This window comes from Amycolatopsis thailandensis (genome assembly GCF_042723255.1).
In the GTDB taxonomy this organism is placed as follows: Bacteria; Actinomycetota; Actinomycetes; order Mycobacteriales; family Pseudonocardiaceae; genus Amycolatopsis; species Amycolatopsis thailandensis.
In genome coordinates this window covers 95,554-118,117 of the sequence record NZ_JBHXJK010000004.1, presented here as the reverse complement: position 1 = coordinate 118,117, position 22,564 = coordinate 95,554, and the positions used below count along the sequence as shown (strand labels likewise).

Here is a 22,564-nt window from a genome sequence, read left to right as displayed (position 1 = left end):
AGCTAAACGGCGGGGCCCGCCACTTATCGTCCGCTACGATATGTCGGGGCCCGCCATTTACGCAAACACCGAGGTGAAGACATGTCCGACGGCCGGCGCGCCGACGCGCGGCGCAATTACGCGCACATCCTCGCGGTGGCCGAAGAAGAGGTCGCGGCCCATGGCTCCGGCGCCTCGCTGGAGCAGATCGCCCGCACCGCCAACGTCGGCTCGGCGACGGTGCGCCGCCACTTCCCCACCCGGCGCGCCTTGCTGGAGGCCGTCTCCGCGAAACGGATCGCGGCGCTGTGCGCTCGCGCCGTCGAACTGACCGGCGAGGACGACAGCCGGAAGGCGCTCCTGACCTGGCTCGACGAGGTCGTCTCCTACTCCGTGTCGGCCCGCGGGCTGGCCGCCGCGCTCGCCTACGACGGTCCCACGCACGAGAATTCCTGTTCCGCCGCCATCGAGGAAGCCGGGGACCCGCTCTTGCGACGGGCCGCGCGGGACGGTGTGGTGGCGCCGGAAACCACCGTCGCGGACCTGATCACGCTGATCGTCGGCATCGTCCTGGCCACCGAGCACTACCCGGATCCCGCCGCGCAGGCCGACCGGCTGTTCCGGCTCGCCGTGGCGGGCCTGAGCCCCCGGACATGAAGGGGCCGGAGCGGTCTCCCGCCCCGGCCCCGGTTTTCCCGCCTACCGGATGCTGCGGCGGCCCGACGAGACCACCGCCGGAACCGGTCCGCCGTTGATCACGAACTGCGACCCCGGCTGACGGACGACGTCGCCGTCCGCCGAATTCGTGATCGTCACGTTCGTCAAGGTCGCGCTGCCGCGGGCGCCGCTCATCGCGAGGATGCCGGCGCCGTTGTTCGACTTGTCGATCTTGACGCCGTTCACCGCAGCGGTCACCACTCCGCCACCGGTCTTGAACTGGATGCCGTCGTAGGTCGAGTCGTGGATCTCCGTGTCCCGCAGGACGACCCCGGGAATGTCCTTGCCCTGCGCGAAGAACGTGATCGCGCCGAACTCCTGCTGCTCGCCCCAGAACACGCCGCCGCAGCGGTACAGGGCGTTGTTCGCGATGAGCGTCTCCCCGGAGAACGGCAGCGGATCGTGATCCGTCGCCAGCATGATGCCCGGATAGTTCATCGTGTCGTGGACGACGTTGTTCTCGATCTTGTTGCCGTACCCGCCGTAGATCGCGATCCCGTTGGCCCGCCACGGAAGCTGGATCGTGTTGTTGGCGAACACGTTGTCGTGCGCGATGTCCTGTGAAGTGTCCTTCACGTACTGATTCGCCCACACCGCGAGCGAGTCGTCACCGGTGGTGCGGAACGAAGAATTGAACACCTTCGAGTTCCTGGTGCCGTTGGTGAAGTTGATGCCGTCGGCGTAGGTGTTCCGGATCCGCATGCCGCTGAACTCCAAGCCGTCGGCCGGACCCCAGAGCGCCGGGAGATTGCTGTAGTCCCGGCCGACCCACACGCCGACGTTGGCGTGCTCGATCCACACGTTCGAGATCTTCGTTCCCGTGCCGAACCGGCCGTTGAGGCCGACGCCGCCTTCCGCGCCGCCGTCCCCGCCCCGGATCCGGCCGGACCCGAAAATGGCGATGTCGGAGATCTGGGTGTTCTTGTCGATGTCGAACCCGAAGTTGCCCTCGTGCGGATGGTTGATGCCGCCCGCGTTCTGCGGCTCGATCTCCGAGTACAGCTGCGAATGCCACATCCCGGCGCCGCGGATCGTCACGTTCGAGATGCCGATCTGGTTGTACTGACCACCGCCGTTGGGCACGTTCGGGTCGTCGGTCAGGATCTTCTTCTCCTGCCGCCACTGCCCCGCCGGAATCCAGACGCAGCCGATCACGCCGTTCTGGTCGTCGGTCACCGCGCGCTGGATCGCGGCCGAGTCGTCGTTCCCGTCGTTCGGCACCGCTCCGTATTCCGTGATGGACACGCAGTTCGACGGCTTCTCCGTGGCGGGCGCGACCTGTTCCAGATCGACGAGGTCGACGATGTAGAACGCGGCGTTGTCACCGCTGTCGCGTTGCAGCTTGAACTTCGTGCCCGGCGGGTAGGACCGCGACAGCAGCGCGTGCGACTCGTCGAACAGCCTTCGCGCGTTGGCCTGCGGGGTGTTCGTCAGGCCTTCGGGATCGTCGGTGCTGCCGTAGAGCCAGCTGTGCTTGGACGACAGCGTCAGCTTCTGCGCGAAAGTCCCGTTGACGTACAAACTGAGTGTCGCGTCCTGCCCGCCACCGCCGGGGGCGTCGGGGATGGAGTTGCGCACGACGATGGAGTTCGCCTGGTTCGACGACGTGAACTCGACGTACTGGCCCTGGTTCGCCAGCCGCACGGATTTGCGGCCGGAGGACTCGGTCGCGAAGTTCGTGTGGCCGAAGGTGCGCAGCGGGTCGGCCTCCAGCAGTTGTCCTTGGTACTGCGCGGCTTCCGCCTCGTACTCGACGTACGGGACCGCCGCGCCGCGGCCGACGACGATCGCCCGCGAGAGGCTGTTGTTGGACTCGTTGGTCTCCGTGACCGTGCCGGTCGCGTCGGCCGTCGCGGTCAGGGTCGCGCCCCCGTTGGCGGCGGTCCACGTGCCCGAAATCGCGACGTTCGCGGTGGCACCCGCCTCGATCGCGCCGGTGGCACCGGTCAGCGTGGTGCCTCCGACGGCCAGCAGGGTCACCGAGGTGCCGGCGGGGCTGGTGCCGCGGTTGCGCACCGCGACGGTGAACGACACGGCCGAACCGGCGGCCGGGTTGGGCGGGCTCGAGGTGATACCGGTGACCTCGAGGTCGGGCCCCGGCGACTGACCGATGACCAGCGACGTCGGGGAGGTGAAGGTGTTGTTGGTTTCGTTCTGCTCCGCCACCCTGCCGTCCGGGTCGACGGAGGCCGCGACACTGTAGGTCCCTTGCGGACGTGTACCCGCGTTCACCGTCACCGTGGTGGACGCGCCCGCGGCGAGGGCGGGGACGTCCGCCTCACCGGCGACGGTGCCGCCGAGGCTGACCTTCACGGTCGTCGCGCCCGCGTTCGCTGTGCCGGTGTTCTTCACCGTCGCCGACACGGCAAGCGGGCTCGTCTCCGTCGGGTTCGACGGTGTCCAGGTCGCGCCCGTGACCACGAGATCCGGGTTCGGCGCCGGAGTGCCCATCACCTGGAACTCGGCGACCTGACCGCCGGGAGCGCCGGAGTTGGCGAAGAACTGGAGGCGTACGTCCGACGCTCGTCCGTTCACCGGGATGACCACGGAGTTCTGGCCCACGGCCGGGTCGAAGCGGTGATCCGCCCGCGCGGACAGGGTGGTGAACGCGGTGGCGCCCTGAGCACGGCCGAGGACCTCGAAGTTCTGTGTCCGCGCGGCCCAGACCGTGCCCGGATCGAGCTTCACCACGACCGACTCGACCTCCGCGTCGGCCCCGAGTTTCACCGTCAGCGAGTTCGGGTATCCGGCGGCCGATTCCCAGTACGTGGCGGTGTTGCCGTCGTTGGCGTTGGCGGCGACGAAAGAGTGGACCGTCGAGGTGGCTTCGATCGGTTTGCCCGACGCGAGATTCGCAGGCGTGCCCGGTTCCTGCGGGTCGCCGGTGCCGGGCCCGTAGAGCTCGAATTCCGAAAGCTGCGCGGCGGGCCATCGCGTGTTCGCGGTGATCTGCAAGCGCACGTAGCGGGCCGACGCGGTCATCGGGATCGAGACCGTGTCGGCGCCGGGGGTGAACGTGTAGCCGGTCGGCGCGGCGAGGTCGGTGAACGCCGTGCCGTCGGCGCTTCCGCGCACGCCGATCGTCTGGGTGCGGGACTCCCAGCCCGACGGCAGTTTCAGCACGATCCGCGAGAGGGTCTTGGCCGCCCCGAGGTCGGCTTGGATCCACTGCGGGAACGCGTTGCCCGCGGATTCCCAATAGCTTTCCCGGTTTCCGTCGACGGCGTTCGCGACGGGATAGCCGGGCAGCGCGCTGCCCGCCGACACCGTGCGGGTCAACGGCACCTCGGCGAGGGCGGCGGGTCCGGGTGGGGCGGCGGTACCCGGGGGTGGGCCGCTCGCGGCTGAAGCGAAGGAGAGTCCGGCGACGGAAAGCCCTGCGACCAGGAGACCGGCGACGATCCGGGACAGGCGCATACGTGTCATGGCGTCTTCTCTTCCTTGAGACAGCGGGGAGGGAGCCAGAGCTTTACGAGCATGCAACAACCCGGTGACAAAATGCAAGAAGTTGACATGTTTCAGAAATTTTGCGACTTGCCCTGGATCGACATGACGCCTATTCCGCAGTTCGGTGTACAGCCGTACACTCAAATGCAGCCGAGCCGCGCGGAGGTCGATTCCTGATGGACGTGACGAAAACCTTGAAGTCCGCACTCATCGGGACGACGACCGAGTCGAGGTCCGCGGTGCGGGAGTTGCGCCGGGAGACCGAAGACCTGGTGGCCCGGCGGGCGGGCAGGACGGCGAACCGGCTGACCGAACTGGGTGAACGCCTCGCCGATCTGGTCGTGGTCTCCGGGAGCAGGCTCGCGGGTCTGGCCGATCGGCACAGCGAACCCGTGGGCGAGGGCGTGCGCCGGGAAGCGGGCCGGATCGGCGATTCGGTGGAGCGGCTGTCCGTCACGCTGTCGGATCGGGCGATCCTCCTCGCCGAAGAACTGCTCGACCCGAAGCCGTCCCGGAAGCGAAAGACCCGCGTTTAGGCGTCTGTTCATGCTCGGCACCGGTCCGTCCGTGACACATCGGTGCCAACGGCACTCCCGTGCCGACACTCCGGGTGCCCTGCCGCCCCGCGCCGCCTTCTCCCGTCTTTAGTCGCTATCAACCGCCGTATCCGCTTGCCTAGCATGGGAAAACCGCACCGGATCCGGCCAGGCGACCCCTGGCGATCCCGCCGTGGTCAAAGACGCGCCGTCGTTTTCCTCTTTCTCCTCTGTGTTTCCCCTGCATTGGAAGGCACCATGCGCATCCGAGGTCTCTTCACCGCACTGCTGTGCGCGGCCGGGCTCGTGACGGTCACCCCCGCCGCCGGCGCGGCCCCCATCATCGACGGCGGATACGCCCAGTCCGGTCCGTGGGCCGCCATGATCGAGCAGAACGGTGAGCAGTGGTGCTCCGGTTCGATCATCGGCGCCCGCTGGGTACTCACGGCCCAGCACTGCATCGACGAACCCGGCGCCAAGTATTCGGTCCGTGTCGGAGACGTCGACCACCAGGCCGGGACCTACGCCGTGGCGTCCGCCATCTACACCCCCTCCAGCGGCGCCGACATCGCTTTGCTGCGGCTCGACCGTTCGGTCAGCACGACCTACGCGTCACTGGGCACTTCCGTCTCGGCCGGCGACACCGAATACGTCTATGGCTGGGGCTACAACGAAGACGGTGACCTCCAGCGGTACCTGAAGGTCGCCCAGATGAAGGTGAGCAGTGTCGGGAGTGGACTGATCAAGGCGCGCCGGGGCGACGGCCTGACCAACGGCGGTGACTCGGGCGGACCGGTCTTCGTCGGCGGCAAGCAGGTCGGCGTGCACATCGCGGGCAACAAGGTGGACAGCTCGACGCACACCGCCATCTCGGCGAACCGCACCTGGATCCGCGACACGTCGGGCGTCTAGGTCGTGACACCGGTGAGTCTCCCCGACGAGCTCGGCGCGCAACTGCTCAGGCTGGGCCTCGGGGAGACCGCCGCCCGGATCTACCGCCGGATGCTCGAAAACGCGCCTGTGACGGCCGGGGAACTGGCCTGGCGGGAGGACGACGCGGAGACCGTCCATCTGGCATTGAAGGAACTGGCGGACGCGGGGCTGGCGGTGTCGTCCGGAGTGGACGGAGCCGAGTTCGTCCCCGCGAACCCCGGTGAGGCGCTCGCCGCGCTGACCACGAGACGGCAGGCCGAACTGCACGACGCGCGGCTCGCGGTCCAGACCGCGTACCGCGCGTTCCGGCGGGCGCATTCGGGGATGCCGCACGCGCAGGACCTGCTCGAAGTGGTCACCGGTGACGCGATCCTCCCCCGGCTTCAGCACCTCGCGACCCTGGTGCGAAGACAGGTGCGCCGCCTCGATTCCCCGCCTTACTTCACCGGCGGTCGCCGCAACCTCCTGGAGGAGGAGCAGTTGCGGCGCGGGATCACCTATCGCTGTGTCTACAGTGGAGCTTCACTGGGCGATCCCGGCTACCTCACCGCGAACATCCTGCCGTGCCTGCGCGCGGGCGAGCAGGCACGGCTGCTGCCCGAGCTCCCGGTGAAACTGACGCTTTTCGACGACCGGGCGGCCACCATCGCACTGACCATCCGCGAGGCCGACCGCAACCAGTCCATCGTGATCGTGCGGCCGTGCAGTCTCTTCTCCGCGCTGGAGGGCCTGTTCGAAACCACCTGGGCGGCGGCGCTTCCGCTCGACCAGCGGGGACGGACGGCCGAGCAGCCGATCCGGCCGATCGAACGTGAGCTGCTGATCCTGCTCGCCGCCGGGCGCAAGGACGACGAGATCGCCGCCGAACTCGGCGTCAGCAGGCGCACCCTGTTCCGCTATCTCGAAACCCTGATGGACCGCGCGGGTGTCTCCAGCCGGTTCCAGCTGGGGGTCTTCGCCGCCCACCACGGCTGGCTCTGACCGGCCGAGCCACGCGTTTCGTCCTCTGGATGCGGTCGTCCGCGATACGAACCACCGCATCCAGAGGACGAAATGCGGGCTGCCCTCACCCGGATGGGGTCACCCTGACAGACCATCCCCGCTGCGCCGAACGCGCGGAGAGCGGAAGGTGATCTTGAAAGGAGGGCGGCATCATGGGGAATCACCGACAGCACCACGAGACGGCGTCGCTCCGGATCGCCACCGCCGGTCTGCGGGTTTTCGCGGTCGTCGTCGCGATCGCGGCCTGCGCCTGGTTCGCGCTCTGGCTCGCGTTCACCCTCTGAGCCCGGCCGGCCCAGGCTGGCCTTCCGGCGGGCTTTCGGGTTCCGGCAACGGGCGATCCGGTCCCGGATCGGGGACCCGCTCGGGCACCCCGGGGTCCGGCACCGGCTCGGGCCTGCCCGGATCCGGCACCGGCTCGGGGATCCCGGGCTCGGGCACCCCGGGATCCGGCGGCATGGGGTCCGGCGGCGCCGGAGGCGCGGTCATTCGAACACTCGTCATCGCTGTACCTCCTTGCCCACGCCACTACCCGCCCCGTGACCGGCCGAAACGGAGCACTACCCCGTTTGGGTGGCGATCCAGTCCGCGATGACGTCCGCGCGGGACGTCGTCTCGACCCCGGCGTGCGGGCAGTCCGGTCCGGTGGCCTCCAGAGAAACCAGCGCGCCGCTCTTGCCGCCGGGGACGAAGTATGGAGCTCCCGAGTCGTACGTGCAGGCGCTGGTCGTGATCGACGGCGCCGCGCCGCGGACGCCCACCGTCGTCGGGGCCACCGTCGCCACCTGCACGGTTCCTTGCTGCATCCGTGTCGCCGGAGCGGGATTCGTGGCGGTCAGGCTGCCCCAGCCCGCCAAGGTCAGGTGCAGGCCGATCTGCGGGACCGCCCGGTTCACCGTCAGCGGGGAAACCGTGGTCACCGGGGTGTCGAGTCTGATCAGGGCGACGTCGTTTTCCTTCGCCTGCCGTACTTCGGTCGCCTTACGGGCCACGCCTGATTCGGTCGCCTCGTCGACCAGCCCCAACGTCACCGTCGTCGGATACGGCACCTTGCCCGAGACCCGCTTGCGGTGCGCGTCGTGGAAGCAGTGTCCGGTGGTGATGATCCAGCTCGGCGCGATCAGCGCTCCCGTGCAGAAACTGCCGTAGGTCGAACCGTCCGGGCGGGGGATCTTCGTCATCGCGATCTTCGCGACGAACCCGAATTGCCCTGGTGGCACGTCGGTGCCGTGGGCGACGTCCGGCGCGGCGAGCGCGGCCGGAGCGGTGGTGATGGTCAGGACAGCAGCGGCCAGCAGGGCGCGCAGACGCAATTTCTTACCCTTCGTCGGTGGGGTTCCGAGGCTAGGACCACCGCCCCGACAAGGGGAATTCCCCGACCAGGTGTCACCCGATGGCACGCCGGGCGGGTTCCTCCCGGCGCGCGAGCCAGCGGCGGTAGGCGTGACTGCTGTCGGTGTCGGACCGGTAGGCCGCCTCGGCCGCGGCGATCAGGGCGTCGCTGTGCCCGCCGAAGGCTCCTTCGGTGCTCCAGGCGATCAGGTACCGCATCCACAACGGATCCCCCGCGAGGGAACGGATTGTGATCCCCGGTGAAGCGGGAAAGGTGACCTGGCAAGGGGAAATCGCCCGGCCCGCGGCGATCAGGCGTTGCAGCGGCCGGAGTTCCGTACTCCGGTGCGCGACCTGCGGCCGGAATCCCGCCCGCGCGCAAGCTTCCTCGAAACACTCCGGCCAGCCGGCCCCGTCGGACGGCCCGAGCACCCACCGTTCCCCGGCGAGATCGGCCAGCTCGATCTCGGCGCGGGCGGCGGCCGGATGATCCGCGGCGATCGCCACGAACACCGGTTGCGTGGCCAGCGGCCGCGACATCACCCCCGGGGCCGACGGCAGGGCGTGACCGGGATAGTCGGCGACGACGGCGGCGTCGAGTTGCCCGCCCACGACGAGATCCAGCAGCCGCAACGGCGAGAACTCGGTGGTCACCGAAACCGCTTGCCCCCGCCCGGAATCACCGAGCCGGTCGGCCAGCTCGACGACCATCGAACCGCCGATCCCACCCAGCGCGACAGGACGTTCCTCCCCGTCCGCCAGCCAGCGGGCCGCGTCCCGGTGCATCGTGTCCGCCGCGGCGAGGACGGCCCGCGCGCGGACGAGCACGCATTCACCGAACGCCGTCGGAAAGACCCCGTCCCGGCCGCGCACGAACAAGGCCCCGCCGAACGCGCGCTCGATCCGTTGCACGGCGGCGGTCAGCGCGGGCTGGGAGCTGCCGATCCCGATCGCCGCGCGCGTGATGCTGCCCGCGTCGGCCACGGCGCACACCACTCGCAGGTGACGTAACTCGACGTCCATCACGCGGACCTTATGGCTGTTTGGGATGTGCCGGAAGCCGTCGAAAGTCGGGATCGTTTTTCGTACTCCTCCCCTTTCTCCCCATCCCCGCAAGGAGTACACATGCGACGTGCCTGTCTCATGGTCGCGCTGACCGCCATCCTCGTCGCCGGGTTCACCCCCGCGACGGCGTCGGCGGCCCCCCGATTCACGACGTCGATGGAGGCCTTCGAACCCGGAGGGACCATCACCCGGGTGGACGTCACCCGGCCCTCCTCGGACCGCACCGCCGCCCCACAGTCGATCGCGAACGCCGCCGCGGTGACCCCGATCGAGACCAACGGCCCCAGCGAGACCACCTTCGACCTGGTCTTCGTCGGTGACGGCTACACCTCCTCGCAGCTGGGCACGTACTCGCAGCACGTCCGCTCCAGCATCGCGGCGCTGTTCGCCATCGAGCCGTACAAGAGCTACCGCAAGCAGTTCAACCTCTGGCAGGTCGACGTCGTCTCCCCGCAGTCCGGCATCACCAACGATCCGACCCAGGGGGTGCGGCGCAACACCGCGCTGGGCTCGTACTTCTGGTGCGGCGGGATCGAGCGGCTGTTGTGCGTCAACGAAACCAAGGCGAATCAGTACGCCGCCGCCGCGCCGGACGTCGATCAGGTCATCATGCTCGCCAACACCACCAAGTACGGCGGGGCGGGCGGCGGTGTCGCGACCTCTTCGGGAGGCAACATCCAGGCCAGTCAGATCGTCGCCCACGAACTCGGGCACTCCATCGGCGGGCTGGCCGACGAGTACGACTACGGCACGTGCGAAACCCGGGAACCGCGTGAGCCCAACGCGTCCGCGCTCACGGCCCAGCAGATGAAGGATCGCCGCGCCAAGTGGTACAGCTGGCTCGGCAAGCCGTCCCCCGACGGCGGCACGGTCGGCGCCTTCGAAGGATCCCGCTACTGCAAGACCGGGATGTACCGCCCCAGCGTGAACTCGCTCATGCGCACGCTCGGGCAGCCCTTCAACCCGCCGAGTACCGAGGCGATGATCGCGGGCTTCCACCGCGAAGCCGCCGCCCGGCACTGATCCGGCGTCATGGTCTCCGGGCCGGGCCGCCGGCGTGCTCGGCGAGCCCGGTCGCCATGGCCCGCATGAAGCGGCCGAGGTACCACCGGAAGAACAACGCCTTGCCCCGGCCGACGCGATACGTTCCGTGCCAACGGATCCGGGTCCCGCCGCCGGGTGTCTCGCGCAGCTCGACGGCGGCCTGGTAATCGACCATCACCGGGACGTCCACGCCCTCGTAGGAGAACCGGCGTTCGGGGTCGAGCGCGGTGATCCGCTCCTTGGTGACCGTCTTGCCGGTACGGAAGGCACGGATCGCTCCGACACCGTCGCGTCCGTCGGCGGAAAGTCCCTGTGAAGCACCGACTTCCAGGGAGCCGACGCCCGACCAGGACGGCCAGCTCCGGGCGTCGAGCAACAGTGCCCACACCGCGGCGGGCGGTGCCGTCGATTCGGCGGTGACGTCGTACGACTGCGTTCCAGAACTACTCACGAGATCACCCTAGGAACGGGCGGCCCCGGCGGCCATGCGTCGGATTGCGGTGCGGTGGTCAGGGATTGCGGTACCCGGATGGACGCGTTCCGGTGTGCCGCAGGAAGGCGGCCGACAAGGCGCCGGGGGTGGCGAACCCGCATCTGCTCGCGATCCGGGCGATGGGAAGGTCGGTGTCGCGCAGCAGTCTCTGCGCCTCTTCGATCCTGAGCCTGGCGAGGAACCGGTGCGGTGTCTCGCCGGTCTTCTCCTTGAAGACCCGGATGAAGTGATAGACGCTCAGGTGCACTTCCCCGGCGATTTCGGCAAGGCCGAGCGGATCCGCCAGCCGATCACGCATCAGGGCCACGGCCGCGCGGACCCGGTTGTCCTCTTTCCCCGCGTCCGGCGGAGGCGGCTTCCGCGCGTGCCGGGTGAGCAGGTGCACGGTGAGGAAGGCGGCCGCGGATTCGGCGTACAGGTCGTCGTTCTCCCCCGCCTTCCCGACCGCCCGGACGAGCTCGCCGAGCAGCGGGTCTCCCCCGGCCACGGAAGCCGCCATCGCCTCGTGGTCCACCGCGCGGCCACCCAGGCGGGCGGCGACGGACTCCACGGTGGTGCCCGGAAGGTGCACCTGCAAGCTGCGCATCGACTCGTCGCCGCGGTACCGGCGCCGCACCGGCCTGCCGGGAACGGCGAGTTCGAGCCGCCCCGGCTCCCACTGATGACGGTTCCACCGGCCTTCGCCGCGGGTCTCCATCTCCGCCCTGCCTGACAGCGGCAGGACGAGATGAAGATCCGCGACGGCGGGCAACCGCATGTCCTCGGCGACGGGAACGTGGTCGAACCGCTGGACGAGCAGTGATTCCCAGCCGGAATCCTCCCAGCTGCAATAGGTCCGCCGGACATAGCGGGACATGTCGAAACCGGTGTACGGCTGAAGGTCGAATCGCTCGGAGTCGAACACCACGCTTCGAGGCTAGTCCTTCAGGAGCTCCTTGACCCGCGGCACGACCTGTTCGCCGTAGAGCCGGATCGAGTTCGCGCGCTGCTCGTGCCCGAGTGCGCCGACGCTGTACTTGAGCTGGAATCGCGACAGGCCGAGGGTCCGGATCGCCCAGGCGATCTTCCGCGCGACGGTCTCGGGAGAGCCGACGAACAGCGCGCCGCGCGGACCGGCCATGGCGTCGTAGTCGGCGCGGGACATCGGGCCCCAGCCCCGTTCGGCGCCGATCTTGGCGAAGGCGGCCTGGTGGTGCGGGAAGTGCTGGGCCATCGCGAGTTCGTCGGTCTCGGCGATGTGACCGGGGCTGTGCATGGAGATCGGCAGCTCCTGGTGTCCCGCCTCCTTCAGCGCGCGCCGATACAGGTCGGCCAGCGGGGTGAAGCGCTCCGGCGATCCGCCGATCACCGCCATCACCAGCGGCAGGCCGTACGCGGCCGCGCGGACCACCGACTGCGGGGTGCCGCCGACACCGACCCAAGCGGGCAGGCTGCCCGATTCGGTGACCGGGAAGGCCTGCGCGCCCTCCAGCGCGGGACGGACGGTCCCCGACCAGTCGACCGGCTTCTCGCCCTGCAGGTGGGTGAACAGGTCGAGCTTCTCGGCGAAGAGCGCCTCGTAGTCGTCCAGCGAATAACCGAACAGCGGGAACGACTCGGTGAACGAGCCCCGGCCGAGCGTGACCTCGGCGCGCCCCCGGGAAACGGCGTCCAGCGTGGCGAACCGCTCGTAGACACGCACCGGGTCGTCCGAACTGAGCACGGTCACCGCCGTGCCCAGCCGGATCCGTTCGGTCTGGCCGGCGACCGCCGCCAGGACGACGTCCGGCGACGACACCGCCATCTCCGCGCGGTGGTGTTCGCCGACACCGAAGTAGTCGATGCCCACCTGGTCGGCGAGCACCCCCTCGGCCACGACCTGGCGGATGGCCTCGGCCTGGCTCACCGGCTGGCCGTCCGGGCCGTTCTCGACGTCTCCGAAGGTGTCCAGCCCGAAGGTCGGCTCGTGCCGGGTGCCCAGGATCTCGTAACCCATGTCCAACTCCCCTGAAGTAGTTGAACGCTCAAACGTCGGCGGCGGTGATCCTATTCCGGCTCAGGCGCCGGCGATGTCCCGCGCCAGTTGCCGCGCTTCGGGCAGGGTGAACTTGCCGGTGATCTGGGTTTCCCCGCCGGTGATCGCGGACTGGATCGACGGCGCGGTCAGCACCCGGCTCTTCAGCACCATCGCGACCTGCTTGCCGACGTTCGCCGCGGTCCACTCGGCCCACTTCCGCGAACCCGCGTCGGTGAAGCTGAGACCCACCATCGAACTGCCCGACTGATCCAGCCGCGCGTTCGCCTTGCCGAGGTCGGCTCCGGTGAGGAAGGCCGGCCCGAGCAGGTATTTCGTGCCCTGGACGCGGTCGCAGGCGACCAGCGGGAGCGCCGGATCGTCACCGCCGTCCAACGGGTCCGGCCCCGGCGAGCAGTCGAGCGCCGCCGCGGCGGCCTGCTGCTCGGCGGGGTCCGCGCTCTGCCGGTTCGTCGCGGCGCCCGTCGCCGGACCAGGTGGAAGCTCGGCCAGGACCGGCCGGAACCTCAACCGGGATCCGTCCTTGACCGCGAAACTGTCGCCTTCGGGCTCGGGTTGCCCGGAAACCCCGGATTGACAGCCGGCGAGAGCGAGCAGGACGAGGGCGACCACACCACAGAGGATTCGCACGGGGTCATTCTGTCGTGTCCGGCGTCCTCATGGGGGCGAAACGCCAGGCTTGCAGCACCGAGTCGGTCAGCGCTCACTGTCGGAAATCACCCAGACCGACCTAGCCCCGGCAGGATGACCGGCGGCTACACCGAATTGCCTGCCCGGGACGTCGTGACCGACCGCGTCCGGCTGCTCTGGGCGCCGGGCGGTGCGCCGCCGAAGATCGCCGAGGTCGTTTCCGTCAGTCCACCGCGACGGTGACGGCGGCCGTGTGCACCCTCCCGCCGTGCGAGAACTCCAGGAACAACCGGTATTCGCCCCGTTCCGAGAACAGGGAGTGGAAGGTCAGCTCGCCGTCGACCAGCGCCGCGCCGACCGGTTGGACCGGATGAAGGTGTGTGGCCGACAGCAGCATGGTGTGGAACCCGGTCATATGCCCGTTGGCGCCCAGATGCGGATCGACGGCGGTGATGGGCGCGCCGTCCGGGCCGCGGAGGGCGAAACGGAGAACCTGCGCCCGCATCACCGGGATCCGGCTCGTTCCCTCCGCCCGCTCCACCCGGTAGCCCGTGCTCGTCACGGTGCCCCCGGCGGGAGCGGGCACCGGGACGAAGCTGGTGTCACCGGGAACGGTGAACGGGACGCCGAGCACCACCGGATGTTTCGGGTCCTTGGTGTCGAGCGGGACGAACTCGGCGAACATCCGGTAGGCACCGCCGTCGGTCAGCGCGAGACTCGTGCGCCAGACGTCCCCGTCCAGGACCGGATGCACGTGCTGGAAGACGTTCATGTCGTCGCGCACGGCGAAGAAGTGCAGCTGTTTGGTCTGGTTGTCCAGAAAGCGGGTGACGGGCCGTCCGTCGGGTCCGAGGATCCGGAACGCGACCGGCACCTCGGGACCCCGGACGGCGGGTGTGGTGACCCGCTCGAACCGGTACCCGCTTTCCGCCTCCGACAGTCCGTCGCTGTGCGCGGCGGGCATCAGATCGGCCGTCACGACCGGTTGCTGGTGAGCCGAATGCGCGGAGCCCGGTGTCGGGCGGAGCGCGACGAGCACCGCCGCCGCACCGATCACCAAGGCCAGCGCGAGGAACAACCAATCCGTGATCCGGGGCTTACGCACGATCGGTCCCGGTCACTTCCCGGCGAGAGTGGGCTTCACCACGACCAGGCCCTGTTCGATGCCGTTGACGATGACGATGCCGCTGGCGAAGTACGGGTAGTTGCTCCACGCCCCGTTGAAGTTCGCCGCGTTGCCCGACGGATAGATGTCGAAGTAGCCGACCTCGGACAGCTTCGCCGACGCGACCCCGCTGACGTCGAGGATGCGCAGACCGGCCTGGTAGTTCGCCTGGTAGGAGTACTGGCCCTTGATGTACTGGTTGTGGTCGATCGCGGTGGCGGGCGAACTGTAGACGCCGGTGTGCACGGGGGCGGACAGCTTGGCCAGATCCCAGACGTAGGTCTTGGTGCGCTTGTCGGTGCCGCGCGACTCGTCCAGTTCGTCGTCGAGCAGGAAGTAGCGCTGATCACCGGTCAGCCAGCCCTGGTGCGAGTACTGCGCGCCCGAGTAACCCTTACGGGAGATCTGGACCGGCCTGGCCTTGTCGGTGACGTCGACGATGGTCAGGGTGTCTTCGTTGGCGTTGAAGCAGATCTCCTTGCCGCGGTAGGCCGCGTCCGGTCCGCGGTAGACGACGCACTGGGTGTCGTGGGTGTAGCCGTCCTGTGAGACACAGCCCGCCTTGGCCGGCGCCTTCGGGTTCCGGATGTCGACGATGTGCGGTCCGCCGCTGCACGTGTCGGAGCCGATCGCGTAGGCGAATCCGGTCTCCTCGTTGATCGCGATGTTGTGCGCGGGACCGAACTCCTTGTACAGGGCGTCGGCGGTGAAGGTCTGCGGTGTGGTGACCGCGCGCAGGCGGGTCAGGTCGAACACCTGCATGCCGTGCCCGGTGATGAAGTCGGCCACGATGAAGGCGTGGTTCTTGTACACCTTCATGTCCCGCCACGAGCTGCTGCCGCCGTTGGACGGGAGGTTGCCGAGGAACTTCGGCGAGGTCGGTGTGCTCAGATCGACGAAGGCGGTGCCGTTGGTCCGCCCGACGATGGCGTATTCCTTGCCGGACGAGGGATCGGTCCAGCCCCAGATGTCGTTGCCGTTCCCACCGCCGAGACCCGACAGGGGCAGCACACTGAGCAGGTCGACGTTCTTGCACGGGTAGATGTCGGCCTTGCCGTTGACGCAGGGCACTCCCGCCGCGGTGCCGGTGACGGCGTGCCGCTCGGCCGGCACGTGATCGGCCATGAACGTCCTGGCCGCCGCCTGCCCCTCCGCCGTCTCGGGGTCGTGCGCGGACGCCGCCGTCATCGAGAACACCAACGCGGACGCCGTCAGCACGGCCAGTCCCATCATGCGCACGAGCTTCATCAGAGGGGCTCCTCACCGGGTTTCGGTCGGCCTCCGACGATAGGAGCGCCCACCGCCGTCGTATCCCTCCGAAGGTCTGAGGCTTTTAACCGTTTTGATCAGACCGTCCGGAACGCGTGCCTTGTCTCGGACACCAGCAGGTCCGGCTGCTCCAGTCCCGGGAAATGGCCGCCTCGCTCCAGTTCGGTCCAGCGGTGCAGGTTCCGGTAGCGCCGCTCCGCCCAGCGGAGCTCGGTCGGCCCGGATCGGCCGGGAACTGCGAGACGGCGGTGGGCACGGTCACCGGCAAGGCGTTCTCCTCCGCGCCGTGCGGCTTAAGAGAGGGTCGTGAGCGACAAAGGGGGTTCTGTTGTGCGGTAAGGCAAAGGTGTCGCGTCGTTGTGGCCGGCGAGAGCGTGGGCTGTCACTCAGGGTGAGAGGCGCGTGGAAACAGGGACGTTGAATGTCCTATTTCCACACACCCTTGGAGCTTCTCGGGCCACCTGACCGTGGTGACCGGTCCGGGCACGCGAGACTGTGTGGATTTCTGAGCGTCCAACGCACCAAAATCCACACAGTCGGCACCCGAGGCCCGGCGCCACGCAGAGTCACTGACCCGTTCCGCGGACACGCCACACTTGCCTTGCCTCTCAATAATCCTCGCCGATAAGTTCTCGCACCGACGTCGTGACCTCGCCGAGCACCTCGGGGATCGGCACGACACCGAGGCCGGGGCCCGTCGGCACGGCCAGGTTTCCGTCCCGCAGGACGAACGGTTCGGTGATGTCGGTTTCGTAGTACCGATCCGACGCCGAGACGTCGCCGGGCAGGGTGAAGTTCGGCAGTGCGGCCAGCGCGAGGTTGCCCGCCCGTCCGAGTCCGGTTTCGAGCATCCCGCCGCACCACACCGGGACACCGGACGCGGCGCAGACGTCGTGGATGCGCCGGGCTTCGAGGTAGCCGCCGACGCGGCCGGGTTTGACGTTGACGATCCGGCAGGCCCCGAGCGCGATGGCGTCGGCGGCGGACCGGGCCGACACGATCGATTCGTCCAGGCAGATCGGAGTGCGCAGGCTCCGGACCAGAGTGGCGTGCCCGAGCAGGTCTTCCTCGTCGAGCGGCTGCTCGATCAGCAGCAGGTCGAAGTCGTCGAGGCGGGCGAGGTGGCGGACGTCGGCGCGCGTGTAGGCGGCGTTCGCGTCGACCTGGAGAAGCAGGTCGTCACCGAACCGCTCGCGGACCGCCCGCACCGGCGCGAAGTCCCAGCCGGGTTCGATCTTGAGCTTGATCCGCCGGTAGCCCCGCGCGAGGTAGCCCGCGACGGCGTCGAGCAGTTCCGGCACCGAGTCCATGATGCCCACGGAGACGCCGCTCGGGACGCTGTCGGCGACGGCTCCCAGCCCGGCCGCGAACGACAAGCCGTGCCCGCGGAGCTCGGCGTCCAGGACGGCCATCTCCAGCGCGGCCTTCGCCATCCGATGACCTTTGACCCCGGCGAGCAGCGGCGCCACGGTGTGCGCGGTCATACTCCCTGCCGCCAGCAGCGGTGGCACGAGGTGCCGCAGGAGGACGTCTTCGGCGCCTTCGACGTACTCGGACGAGTAGCTGGCATCGGCCCCGGCGACGCATTCTCCCCAGCCTTCGGCGTCCGATGTGGTCACCTGCACCAGAAGCGCCACGCGTTCGTACTCGATGCCGAGCGAAGTACGGAACGGGCTGACCAGCGGCAGCGCGATCCGCCGGAGTGCGACGCGCTCGATCTTCATCGTCCCTCGCCCCGGGTGAGAACGTAGCCGCAAGCGGCCTTGTCGAAGCCGGTCAGCCGGGCTCCGTCGGCCAGCAGCGCGCCCAGGGTTTCGCGGACGGCGAGCCGCCAGTCCCGGGCGATCGACGGCCGCCGGATCCGGAGAAGGTCGATGTCCGGCGGGATGGCGACCAGCACCGTTTCTTCGCCGCACGGCCGGGAAACCGGGCGATCGTCCTCGATGTCCAGCAGCGCGGGCGGAACCGGGTCCGCGGGCGCGGGACGGTTGTCGTCGCACGCCGCCAGGGTCCGCTCGCCGAGGAGGTCCCAGCGCAGCAAGAGGCGATCCGACTCGTCTTCGTGGTTCAGCCCGTCGGACAGCGGCCCGTAGTAGTCGATCAGGTACTCGTCCGCCGTACCACCGAGTTTGCCCAGATTGAAGTGGGCGTTGCGGGCCACGAGCGGGTCGAAGGTCCAGGTGATCCGGTCGGCGCCGTTCTCGAGGACGTGGGCCCGCTGATCCAGCTTCAGCGCGAAGCCGACCTCGCGGCCGCGGGCCTCGGCATCGACACCGGCGATGTGACTGTGCATCCCCGGCCGTCCGGGCGGCCCCCACAAGCCGATGCAGGCGCCGAGAAGCAGGTCGCCGTCGAACGCTCCCATCACGTAACCCCCGGCGTCGGCCATCGCCTTGACGACGTCGGCGGCGATCGGCGGATGGTCCGGACCGGTCCGCCACACCTCGGACAGGAACCGCTCGCAGGCGAAAGCGTCCGCCATCGATTCCAGTGCCGCCATGCGGACACCGGACTTCTTGGCGGCCTTCGCCGCGCTCATCCGTGCGCTGAGATCCACGATTTTGCATCTTCGATCAACGAAAGGGTGACCACACAGGCATCGAGATCATCGTTCAGATCGAGTTGGGGCAAGCGTTATCTCCTGTCCGTGTGGCGGATTCCTGAGGTCACTTGATTGGGCGCCATGACCCTCGGATGGGGTAAGTACCGCCGTGACGCTCCGCGCAGACCCGAGGTCCCGTTGACGGACGCGGCAGCCAAGGCCTTGGCCGAAGTGGCCCGCCGTCTGGACCGGGACCTCGCCCTGTCCGCCACGGCGTTCGGCCGCACGGGTGTCGCCGTCTACGCCCACAGCGTCTCCGACGGGGCCGCCGGACCGGTCGCGCACGTGTGGATCGACTCCCCCGGCCTGTTGTGGGTCGAGCTGCGCTGTCCGCCGGGCGACGTCTGGGAACGCGCCGCCTCCGCCGTCGCGGAGATGCACGGTGAACTGCTGGGCGAGCTGCTGACCGATCCGACGGTGGACCTCGGCCGCCTCGACGGCCTGTCCGAAGCCACGAAAGCGGTGGTCCTCGCCAGAACCGAGGTCGACCACGGTCCGTATCGCAGTGTCCCGGCACAGATCCGCGCGATCGCCCGCGCCACCCCGGAGACCGTGGCCGTGTACGCCGCCGACGGAACACTGACCTACGCGCGGTTCGTCGCCCTCGCTGACGCACTGGCCGCCCGGATCCGTTCCGTGACAACGGAAAACCGCTCCTTGATCCCCGTGCTCGTCGCGGACGGCCTCGCGCTTCCCTTGTCCTGGGCGGCGGCGATGATCGCCGGGATCGGGTACGTGCCGGTCGATCCCCACTGGCCCGAGGAGCGGATCACGCGCGTTCTGGATCTGCTCGGCGCGCCAGTGGTGCTGTGCGCCGACGTCGCGGCCGTCCCCGCCGCCCACCGCGATCGCGCGCTCGCCGTCGATCTCACCGAACACGAGACTCCCGAAGACCTGCCCGACCCGGGCCCCGACGACGTCGTCTATGGCGTCTACACCTCCGGCACGACCGGAACACCCTTGTGCGCGGTGAATCTCCACCGGGGCCTGACGAACCGGCTGGCGTTCATGGACCGCTGGTTCGACGCGCCGGACGTCCGCGACGTGGTCCTCCAGAACACCCGGCACACGTTCGATTCCGCGTTCTGGCAGCTCTTCTGGCCGTTGACCACCGGCGGCGCGACGGTGGTGCCGTCGACCGGCGACCACCACGACCTGCAGCACACGATCGATCTCATCGAAGCCCACGAAGTGACCGTGACGGACTTCGTGCCCGCGGTCTTGAGCGCGCTGCTGACCCTGGTGCGGCAGCGGCCCGCCACGGCCGGCAGGCTGCGTTCGCTGCGTCATCTCGTGGTCGGCGGCGAACAGATCAACCCGCTCGACGTGCACCGGCTGCGGGAACTGCTCCCGGGACTGCGGGTCAGCAACGCCTACGGCCCGTCCGAAGCTTCCATCGGCATGATCTTCCACGAGGTCGAGGCCCACGATGGTGACGTCGTGCCGTTGGGACGGCCGATCGACAACTGCGTCGCGATCGTCGCCGACGTCGACGGGCGGCCCCTGCCACCGGGCGCGACCGGTGAGATCGTCATCGGCGGCGCCTGTGTCGGCGACGGCTACCACGGCGAACCCGGCCGCACCGCCGAACGGTTCTTCGCTTCGCCGTCGTCCGGCCGGATGTACCGCACCGGCGACCTCGGACACCGCGACGCCGAGGGCCGGTTCCACTTCGGCGGGCGGATCGACCACCAGCTCAAGATCGGCGGCGTGCGGATCGAGCCGGGCGAAATCGAGGCGGCCGCCCTGTCCTGCGCGGGCGTGCGGCAGGCCGTCGCGCTCGTCGTGGACCACGAGCTGGTGCTCGTCACCACCGGCGCGGCGAGTTCCCGGGAGGTGCTCGCCCACCTTCGGAGCCGGTTGCCCCGGGGTTGCCTGCCGCGCCGCGGAGTCGTCGTCGGCGAACTGCCGCTGACCGCCGCGGGCAAGATCGATCGCCGCCTCCTGGCGAGCCGGGTCGAACGGCCCGAAGCGATGCCGGATCCGGACGCCGATCCCGTGCTGGCCGTGCTGCGTAGCGCCTTGAGGTGCCCTGATCTCGCCGCCGACGACGACTTCTTCGCCACGGGCGGCAATTCGCTGCAGGCCGTCGCCGCCGTGGTCGAGCTGAGCGACCGGTTCGGGGTGGAGGTCGGGGTGCGAGACCTCGCGGATCACCCGACGGCGGCCGGGCTGCGTGACCTGATCGCGCGACACGACCGCGTACCGGTCCCGTCGGATCTGGTCGCCGCCGATCTCGCCAGTCTCAGCACGGTCCGGACCCCCTTGCGCGACAAGCGGGACCGGACGGCGTGCACGGTGCTGCTGACCGGCGCGACGGGATTCGTGGGCGCCCGGCTGCTGCACGAACTGCTCGAGAGCACCAGCCTGACGGTGCGCTGCCTGGTCCGCGGCCGCGACGATTCCCACGCGCGGCAACGGGTCCTGGCGGCGCTCGACGCACAACGGCTGGAGCACGAAAGCCACGCAGCGCGGATCACCCTGGTCGCGGGCGACCTCGCCCGGACGGGCTTCGGGCTGACGGCGCCGCGATGGCGGTCACTCGCCGAAGAATGCGATCTGATCGTCCACGCCGGTGCCATGGTCAATTTGCTCTACGACTACCGCATGCACCGCGAGCCCAACGTACTGGGCACCGCGGAAATGATCCGCTTCGCCCGGGCGGCGGGCGGGATCCCGCTGCACTACGTCTCGACGCTCGGCGTGCTGTACGACCACGCGCTGATCAGCGGACACGCGATACCCGAAGACGTCGACATCGTCGACGTGACCCCGCCGTCGAGCGGCTACAGCCTGTCCAAATGGGCCGGTGAGCGACTGGTGCGCGCCGCCGTCGACCTCCCCGTTTCGGTGCTGCGGCTCGGTGAGGTCATGCCCGCGACCGACGTCGCCGTCCCGAATCCGGCGGCGCTGACCCACCTGCTGCTCACCGCCTTCCAGCGGCTCGGGTCGGTGCCCGCGGCGGCGATCCGGTCGGACTACAGCCCGGTCGACACGGTCGCGCGGACGGTCGTGGAAGCCGTCCAGGACCCGGCCGCGCTGGGCCGCGCCCTGCACGTCTACAGCCCGGGAACCGTGCGGTTCGACGAGCTGATCGCCGGCACGGATCGGTTGTCCTGCCTGCGTTTCCTCACCCGCCTGCGGGCAGCGGCGAAGGCCGGTGACGTCGAACTGGGCCTGCTGCTGGCGATCGTCGAACACCGCGCCGGCGGGCGGGCCGACGACGAGACGGCCGTCCGCGAAGTACTCGAGAACCTGTTGCAGGACAACCCGGCGCTGTTCACCACTTCCGCCACCCGGCCGAAGGAACCCGCCAGTGCTTGAAAGGAAGGAGACGCGGATGCGGCAGCGCACCATGGGACGGCTCGGCTGGAAGGTCGGCGAAGTCGGCTACGGCATGTGGGGAATCGGTGGCGGCCCCGGCGGCTTCACCGGCTGGGACTACGACATCGCGCCGGACGCCCTCGACCTCGCCGTCGACCTGGGGTGCACCTTCTTCGACACCGCCTGGGTCTATGGACGTGGTAAGTCCGAGAGCCTGCTCGGCGAACTGCGCCGCCGTCGTCCCGGCGCCGAGATGCGGCTGGCCACCAAGGTCCCGCCGCTCAACCGCGAGTGGCCGCCGCGTCCGCGGGACACGCTCGAAGACGTCTTCCCCGACGGCCACGTCCTCGAATACACCAAGCGGAGCCTCGAAAACCTCGGCGTCGACAAGATCGATCTCCTCCAGTTCCACGTCTGGGAAGACCGCTGGGCGGCCGAACCCGGCTGGCAGCGGGTCGTCACGCGGCTCAAGGACGAGGGCCTGATCGACGGTTTCGGCATCAGCGTCAACCGCTGGGAGCCCACGAATTGCTTCGCCGCCCTCGACACCGGGCTGGTCGACGCGATCCAGGTCATCTACAACGTCTTCGACCAGGCCCCCGAGGACGAGCTCTTCCCTCGCGCGCTCGAAGAGGACATCGCGATCATCGCGCGGGTCCCGTTCGACGAGGGATCCCTGACCGGGAACCTGAGCGCCGGCACCACGTTCCCGCCCGAGGACTGGCGTGCCGTCTACTTCGGACCGGAGAACCTGCCGCCCACCGTCGAACGGGTCGACGCGCTCCGGGAACTGGTGCCCGACGGCATGACCATGCCGGAACTGGCGCTGCGGTTCATCCTCCACCATCCCGCCGTTTCCGCGGTGATCCCCGGTATGCGCCGTCCCGAGCACGTGCGGTCGAACCTCGCGGTGTCCGGCGCCGCGCCGTTGCCGCCGGAACTCCTCGACGCGGTACGTGCCCATCGCTGGGACCGGAAACCCACGCACTGGTCCATGTGAAGACCGAGGAGA

Annotated in this window: 21 protein-coding genes; 9 read left to right on the top strand and 12 right to left on the bottom strand. The window is 69.3% G+C overall.

Features of this window, described 5'->3' with window-relative positions; translation table 11 throughout:
- Nucleotides 1-81 precede the first annotated feature (81 nt).
- Complete coding sequence (locus ACFWMR_RS02875; RefSeq protein ID WP_378376505.1) at nt 82-636, top strand: TetR/AcrR family transcriptional regulator; 555 nt, start codon at nt 82-84, stop codon at nt 634-636.
- Between the two features lie 42 nt (nt 637-678).
- Here the strand turns inward: ACFWMR_RS02875 and ACFWMR_RS02870 are convergent, their stop codons facing one another.
- Nucleotides 679-4,122: a CARDB domain-containing protein gene (locus ACFWMR_RS02870; RefSeq protein WP_378376503.1), complete on the bottom strand. Its 3,444-nt coding sequence runs from the start codon at nt 4,120-4,122 to the stop codon at nt 679-681.
- A gap of 197 nt (nt 4,123-4,319) precedes the next feature.
- On the opposite strand from ACFWMR_RS02870, the gene ACFWMR_RS02865 reads away from it, so the two are divergent.
- From ACFWMR_RS02865 to ACFWMR_RS02850, 4 genes are all read left to right on the top strand, one after another.
- The gene (locus tag ACFWMR_RS02865; RefSeq protein ID WP_093936811.1) at nt 4,320-4,679 is read left to right on the top strand and encodes a hypothetical protein; all 360 of its coding nucleotides are present in this window, start codon (nt 4,320-4,322) and stop codon (nt 4,677-4,679) included.
- Nucleotides 4,680-4,937: 258 nt separating this feature from the next.
- The gene (locus ACFWMR_RS02860) at nt 4,938-5,591 is read left to right on the top strand and encodes a S1 family peptidase (RefSeq protein ID WP_378376501.1); all 654 of its coding nucleotides are present in this window, start codon (nt 4,938-4,940) and stop codon (nt 5,589-5,591) included.
- 12 nt (nt 5,592-5,603) lie between these two features.
- Nucleotides 5,604-6,593, top strand: a complete 990-nt coding sequence (locus ACFWMR_RS02855) for a helix-turn-helix transcriptional regulator (protein WP_093936836.1) — start codon at nt 5,604-5,606, stop codon at nt 6,591-6,593.
- A gap of 173 nt (nt 6,594-6,766) precedes the next feature.
- Nucleotides 6,767-6,898, top strand: a complete 132-nt coding sequence (locus ACFWMR_RS02850; RefSeq protein ID WP_279629239.1) for a hypothetical protein — start codon at nt 6,767-6,769, stop codon at nt 6,896-6,898.
- On the opposite strand, the gene ACFWMR_RS02845 is transcribed toward ACFWMR_RS02850, so the two are convergent.
- The 3 genes from ACFWMR_RS02845 to ACFWMR_RS02835 all read right to left on the bottom strand — a co-directional run bounded on the left by ACFWMR_RS02845 (nt 6,888) and on the right by ACFWMR_RS02835 (nt 8,969).
- Entirely contained in the window at nt 6,888-7,118 is a 231-nt protein-coding gene (locus ACFWMR_RS02845; protein ID WP_167406294.1) for a hypothetical protein, read from the bottom strand. The genes ACFWMR_RS02850 and ACFWMR_RS02845 overlap by 11 nt on opposite strands.
- 56 nt (nt 7,119-7,174) lie before the next feature.
- Complete coding sequence (locus ACFWMR_RS02840) at nt 7,175-7,927, bottom strand: S1 family peptidase (protein WP_378376499.1); 753 nt, start codon at nt 7,925-7,927, stop codon at nt 7,175-7,177.
- A gap of 73 nt (nt 7,928-8,000) precedes the next feature.
- Nucleotides 8,001-8,969, bottom strand: coding sequence for a LysR family transcriptional regulator (locus ACFWMR_RS02835; protein WP_093936835.1), 969 nt, complete (start codon nt 8,967-8,969; stop codon nt 8,001-8,003).
- Between the two features lie 102 nt (nt 8,970-9,071).
- Here ACFWMR_RS02835 and ACFWMR_RS02830 point away from each other — a divergent pair, with 102 nt between their 5' ends.
- Nucleotides 9,072-10,034 (top strand): M64 family metallopeptidase, encoded by a 963-nt coding sequence (locus tag ACFWMR_RS02830; protein ID WP_093936808.1) that lies wholly within the window; start codon nt 9,072-9,074, stop codon nt 10,032-10,034.
- Nucleotides 10,035-10,041: 7 nt separating this feature from the next.
- Here ACFWMR_RS02830 and ACFWMR_RS02825 read toward each other — a convergent pair whose 3' ends face one another.
- From ACFWMR_RS02825 to ACFWMR_RS02810, 4 genes are read right to left on the bottom strand one after another with little or no spacing between them, the layout of a single operon-like run.
- Complete coding sequence (locus ACFWMR_RS02825) at nt 10,042-10,506, bottom strand: SRPBCC family protein (RefSeq protein WP_378376497.1); 465 nt, start codon at nt 10,504-10,506, stop codon at nt 10,042-10,044.
- A gap of 58 nt (nt 10,507-10,564) precedes the next feature.
- The gene (locus ACFWMR_RS02820; protein ID WP_378376495.1) at nt 10,565-11,455 is read right to left on the bottom strand and encodes an AraC family transcriptional regulator; all 891 of its coding nucleotides are present in this window, start codon (nt 11,453-11,455) and stop codon (nt 10,565-10,567) included.
- 9 nt (nt 11,456-11,464) lie between these two features.
- Nucleotides 11,465-12,523, bottom strand: coding sequence for an LLM class flavin-dependent oxidoreductase (locus tag ACFWMR_RS02815; RefSeq protein WP_093936805.1), 1,059 nt, complete (start codon nt 12,521-12,523; stop codon nt 11,465-11,467).
- A 60-nt stretch (nt 12,524-12,583) separates the two neighbouring features.
- Entirely contained in the window at nt 12,584-13,192 is a 609-nt protein-coding gene (locus ACFWMR_RS02810; protein ID WP_093936804.1) for a SecDF P1 head subdomain-containing protein, read from the bottom strand.
- A gap of 114 nt (nt 13,193-13,306) precedes the next feature.
- On the opposite strand from ACFWMR_RS02810, the gene ACFWMR_RS02805 reads away from it, so the two are divergent.
- The gene (locus tag ACFWMR_RS02805) at nt 13,307-13,435 is read left to right on the top strand and encodes a hypothetical protein (protein WP_378376493.1); all 129 of its coding nucleotides are present in this window, start codon (nt 13,307-13,309) and stop codon (nt 13,433-13,435) included.
- Here the strand turns inward: ACFWMR_RS02805 and ACFWMR_RS02800 are convergent.
- The 4 genes from ACFWMR_RS02800 to ACFWMR_RS02785 form a co-directional block, all read right to left on the bottom strand.
- Nucleotides 13,416-14,297, bottom strand: a complete 882-nt coding sequence (locus ACFWMR_RS02800; RefSeq protein ID WP_093936802.1) for a hypothetical protein — start codon at nt 14,295-14,297, stop codon at nt 13,416-13,418. The genes ACFWMR_RS02805 and ACFWMR_RS02800 overlap by 20 nt on opposite strands.
- A 12-nt stretch (nt 14,298-14,309) precedes the next feature.
- Complete coding sequence (locus ACFWMR_RS02795; protein WP_378376491.1) at nt 14,310-15,605, bottom strand: choice-of-anchor B family protein; 1,296 nt, start codon at nt 15,603-15,605, stop codon at nt 14,310-14,312.
- A gap of 629 nt (nt 15,606-16,234) precedes the next feature.
- Nucleotides 16,235-17,350, bottom strand: coding sequence for an o-succinylbenzoate synthase (gene menC / locus ACFWMR_RS02790; RefSeq protein ID WP_378376489.1), 1,116 nt, complete (start codon nt 17,348-17,350; stop codon nt 16,235-16,237).
- Nucleotides 17,347-18,183 carry a hypothetical protein gene (locus ACFWMR_RS02785; protein ID WP_378376487.1) on the bottom strand — a complete coding sequence of 279 codons (837 nt, stop codon included), beginning with the start codon at nt 18,181-18,183 and terminating at the stop codon, nt 17,347-17,349. The genes menC and ACFWMR_RS02785 overlap by 4 nt, the downstream gene beginning before the upstream one ends.
- A 126-nt stretch (nt 18,184-18,309) precedes the next feature.
- Between ACFWMR_RS02785 and ACFWMR_RS02780 the strand changes: the two genes are divergently transcribed.
- Both ACFWMR_RS02780 and ACFWMR_RS02775 read left to right on the top strand, forming a co-directional pair.
- Entirely contained in the window at nt 18,310-21,552 is a 3,243-nt protein-coding gene (locus ACFWMR_RS02780) for an amino acid adenylation domain-containing protein (RefSeq protein WP_378376486.1), read from the top strand.
- Between the two features lie 16 nt (nt 21,553-21,568).
- On the top strand, nt 21,569-22,552 hold the full coding sequence (locus tag ACFWMR_RS02775; RefSeq protein WP_378376484.1) for an aldo/keto reductase: 984 nt from the start codon (nt 21,569-21,571) through the stop codon (nt 22,550-22,552).
- The last annotated feature ends 12 nt before the right edge of the window (nt 22,553-22,564 follow it).

Coding starts and splice junctions, on each gene's coding strand:
- ACFWMR_RS02775 (WP_378376484.1), top strand. CDS start 21,569: ATGCGGCAGCGCACCATGGGACGGCTCGGCTGGAAGGTCGGCGAAGTC.
- ACFWMR_RS02845 (WP_167406294.1), bottom strand. CDS start 7,118: ATGACGAGTGTTCGAATGACCGCGCCTCCGGCGCCGCCGGACCCCATG.
- ACFWMR_RS02815 (WP_093936805.1), bottom strand. CDS start 12,523: ATGGGTTACGAGATCCTGGGCACCCGGCACGAGCCGACCTTCGGGCTG.
- ACFWMR_RS02780 (WP_378376486.1), top strand. CDS start 18,310: ATGACCCTCGGATGGGGTAAGTACCGCCGTGACGCTCCGCGCAGACCC.
- ACFWMR_RS02860 (WP_378376501.1), top strand. CDS start 4,938: ATGCGCATCCGAGGTCTCTTCACCGCACTGCTGTGCGCGGCCGGGCTC.
- ACFWMR_RS02830 (WP_093936808.1), top strand. CDS start 9,072: ATGCGACGTGCCTGTCTCATGGTCGCGCTGACCGCCATCCTCGTCGCC.
- ACFWMR_RS02865 (WP_093936811.1), top strand. CDS start 4,320: ATGGACGTGACGAAAACCTTGAAGTCCGCACTCATCGGGACGACGACC.
- ACFWMR_RS02850 (WP_279629239.1), top strand. CDS start 6,767: ATGGGGAATCACCGACAGCACCACGAGACGGCGTCGCTCCGGATCGCC.
- ACFWMR_RS02875 (WP_378376505.1), top strand. CDS start 82: ATGTCCGACGGCCGGCGCGCCGACGCGCGGCGCAATTACGCGCACATC.
- ACFWMR_RS02805 (WP_378376493.1), top strand. CDS start 13,307: ATGACCGGCGGCTACACCGAATTGCCTGCCCGGGACGTCGTGACCGAC.
- ACFWMR_RS02795 (WP_378376491.1), bottom strand. CDS start 15,605: ATGAAGCTCGTGCGCATGATGGGACTGGCCGTGCTGACGGCGTCCGCG.
- ACFWMR_RS02835 (WP_093936835.1), bottom strand. CDS start 8,969: ATGGACGTCGAGTTACGTCACCTGCGAGTGGTGTGCGCCGTGGCCGAC.
- menC (WP_378376489.1), bottom strand. CDS start 17,350: ATGAAGATCGAGCGCGTCGCACTCCGGCGGATCGCGCTGCCGCTGGTC.
- ACFWMR_RS02870 (WP_378376503.1), bottom strand. CDS start 4,122: ATGACACGTATGCGCCTGTCCCGGATCGTCGCCGGTCTCCTGGTCGCA.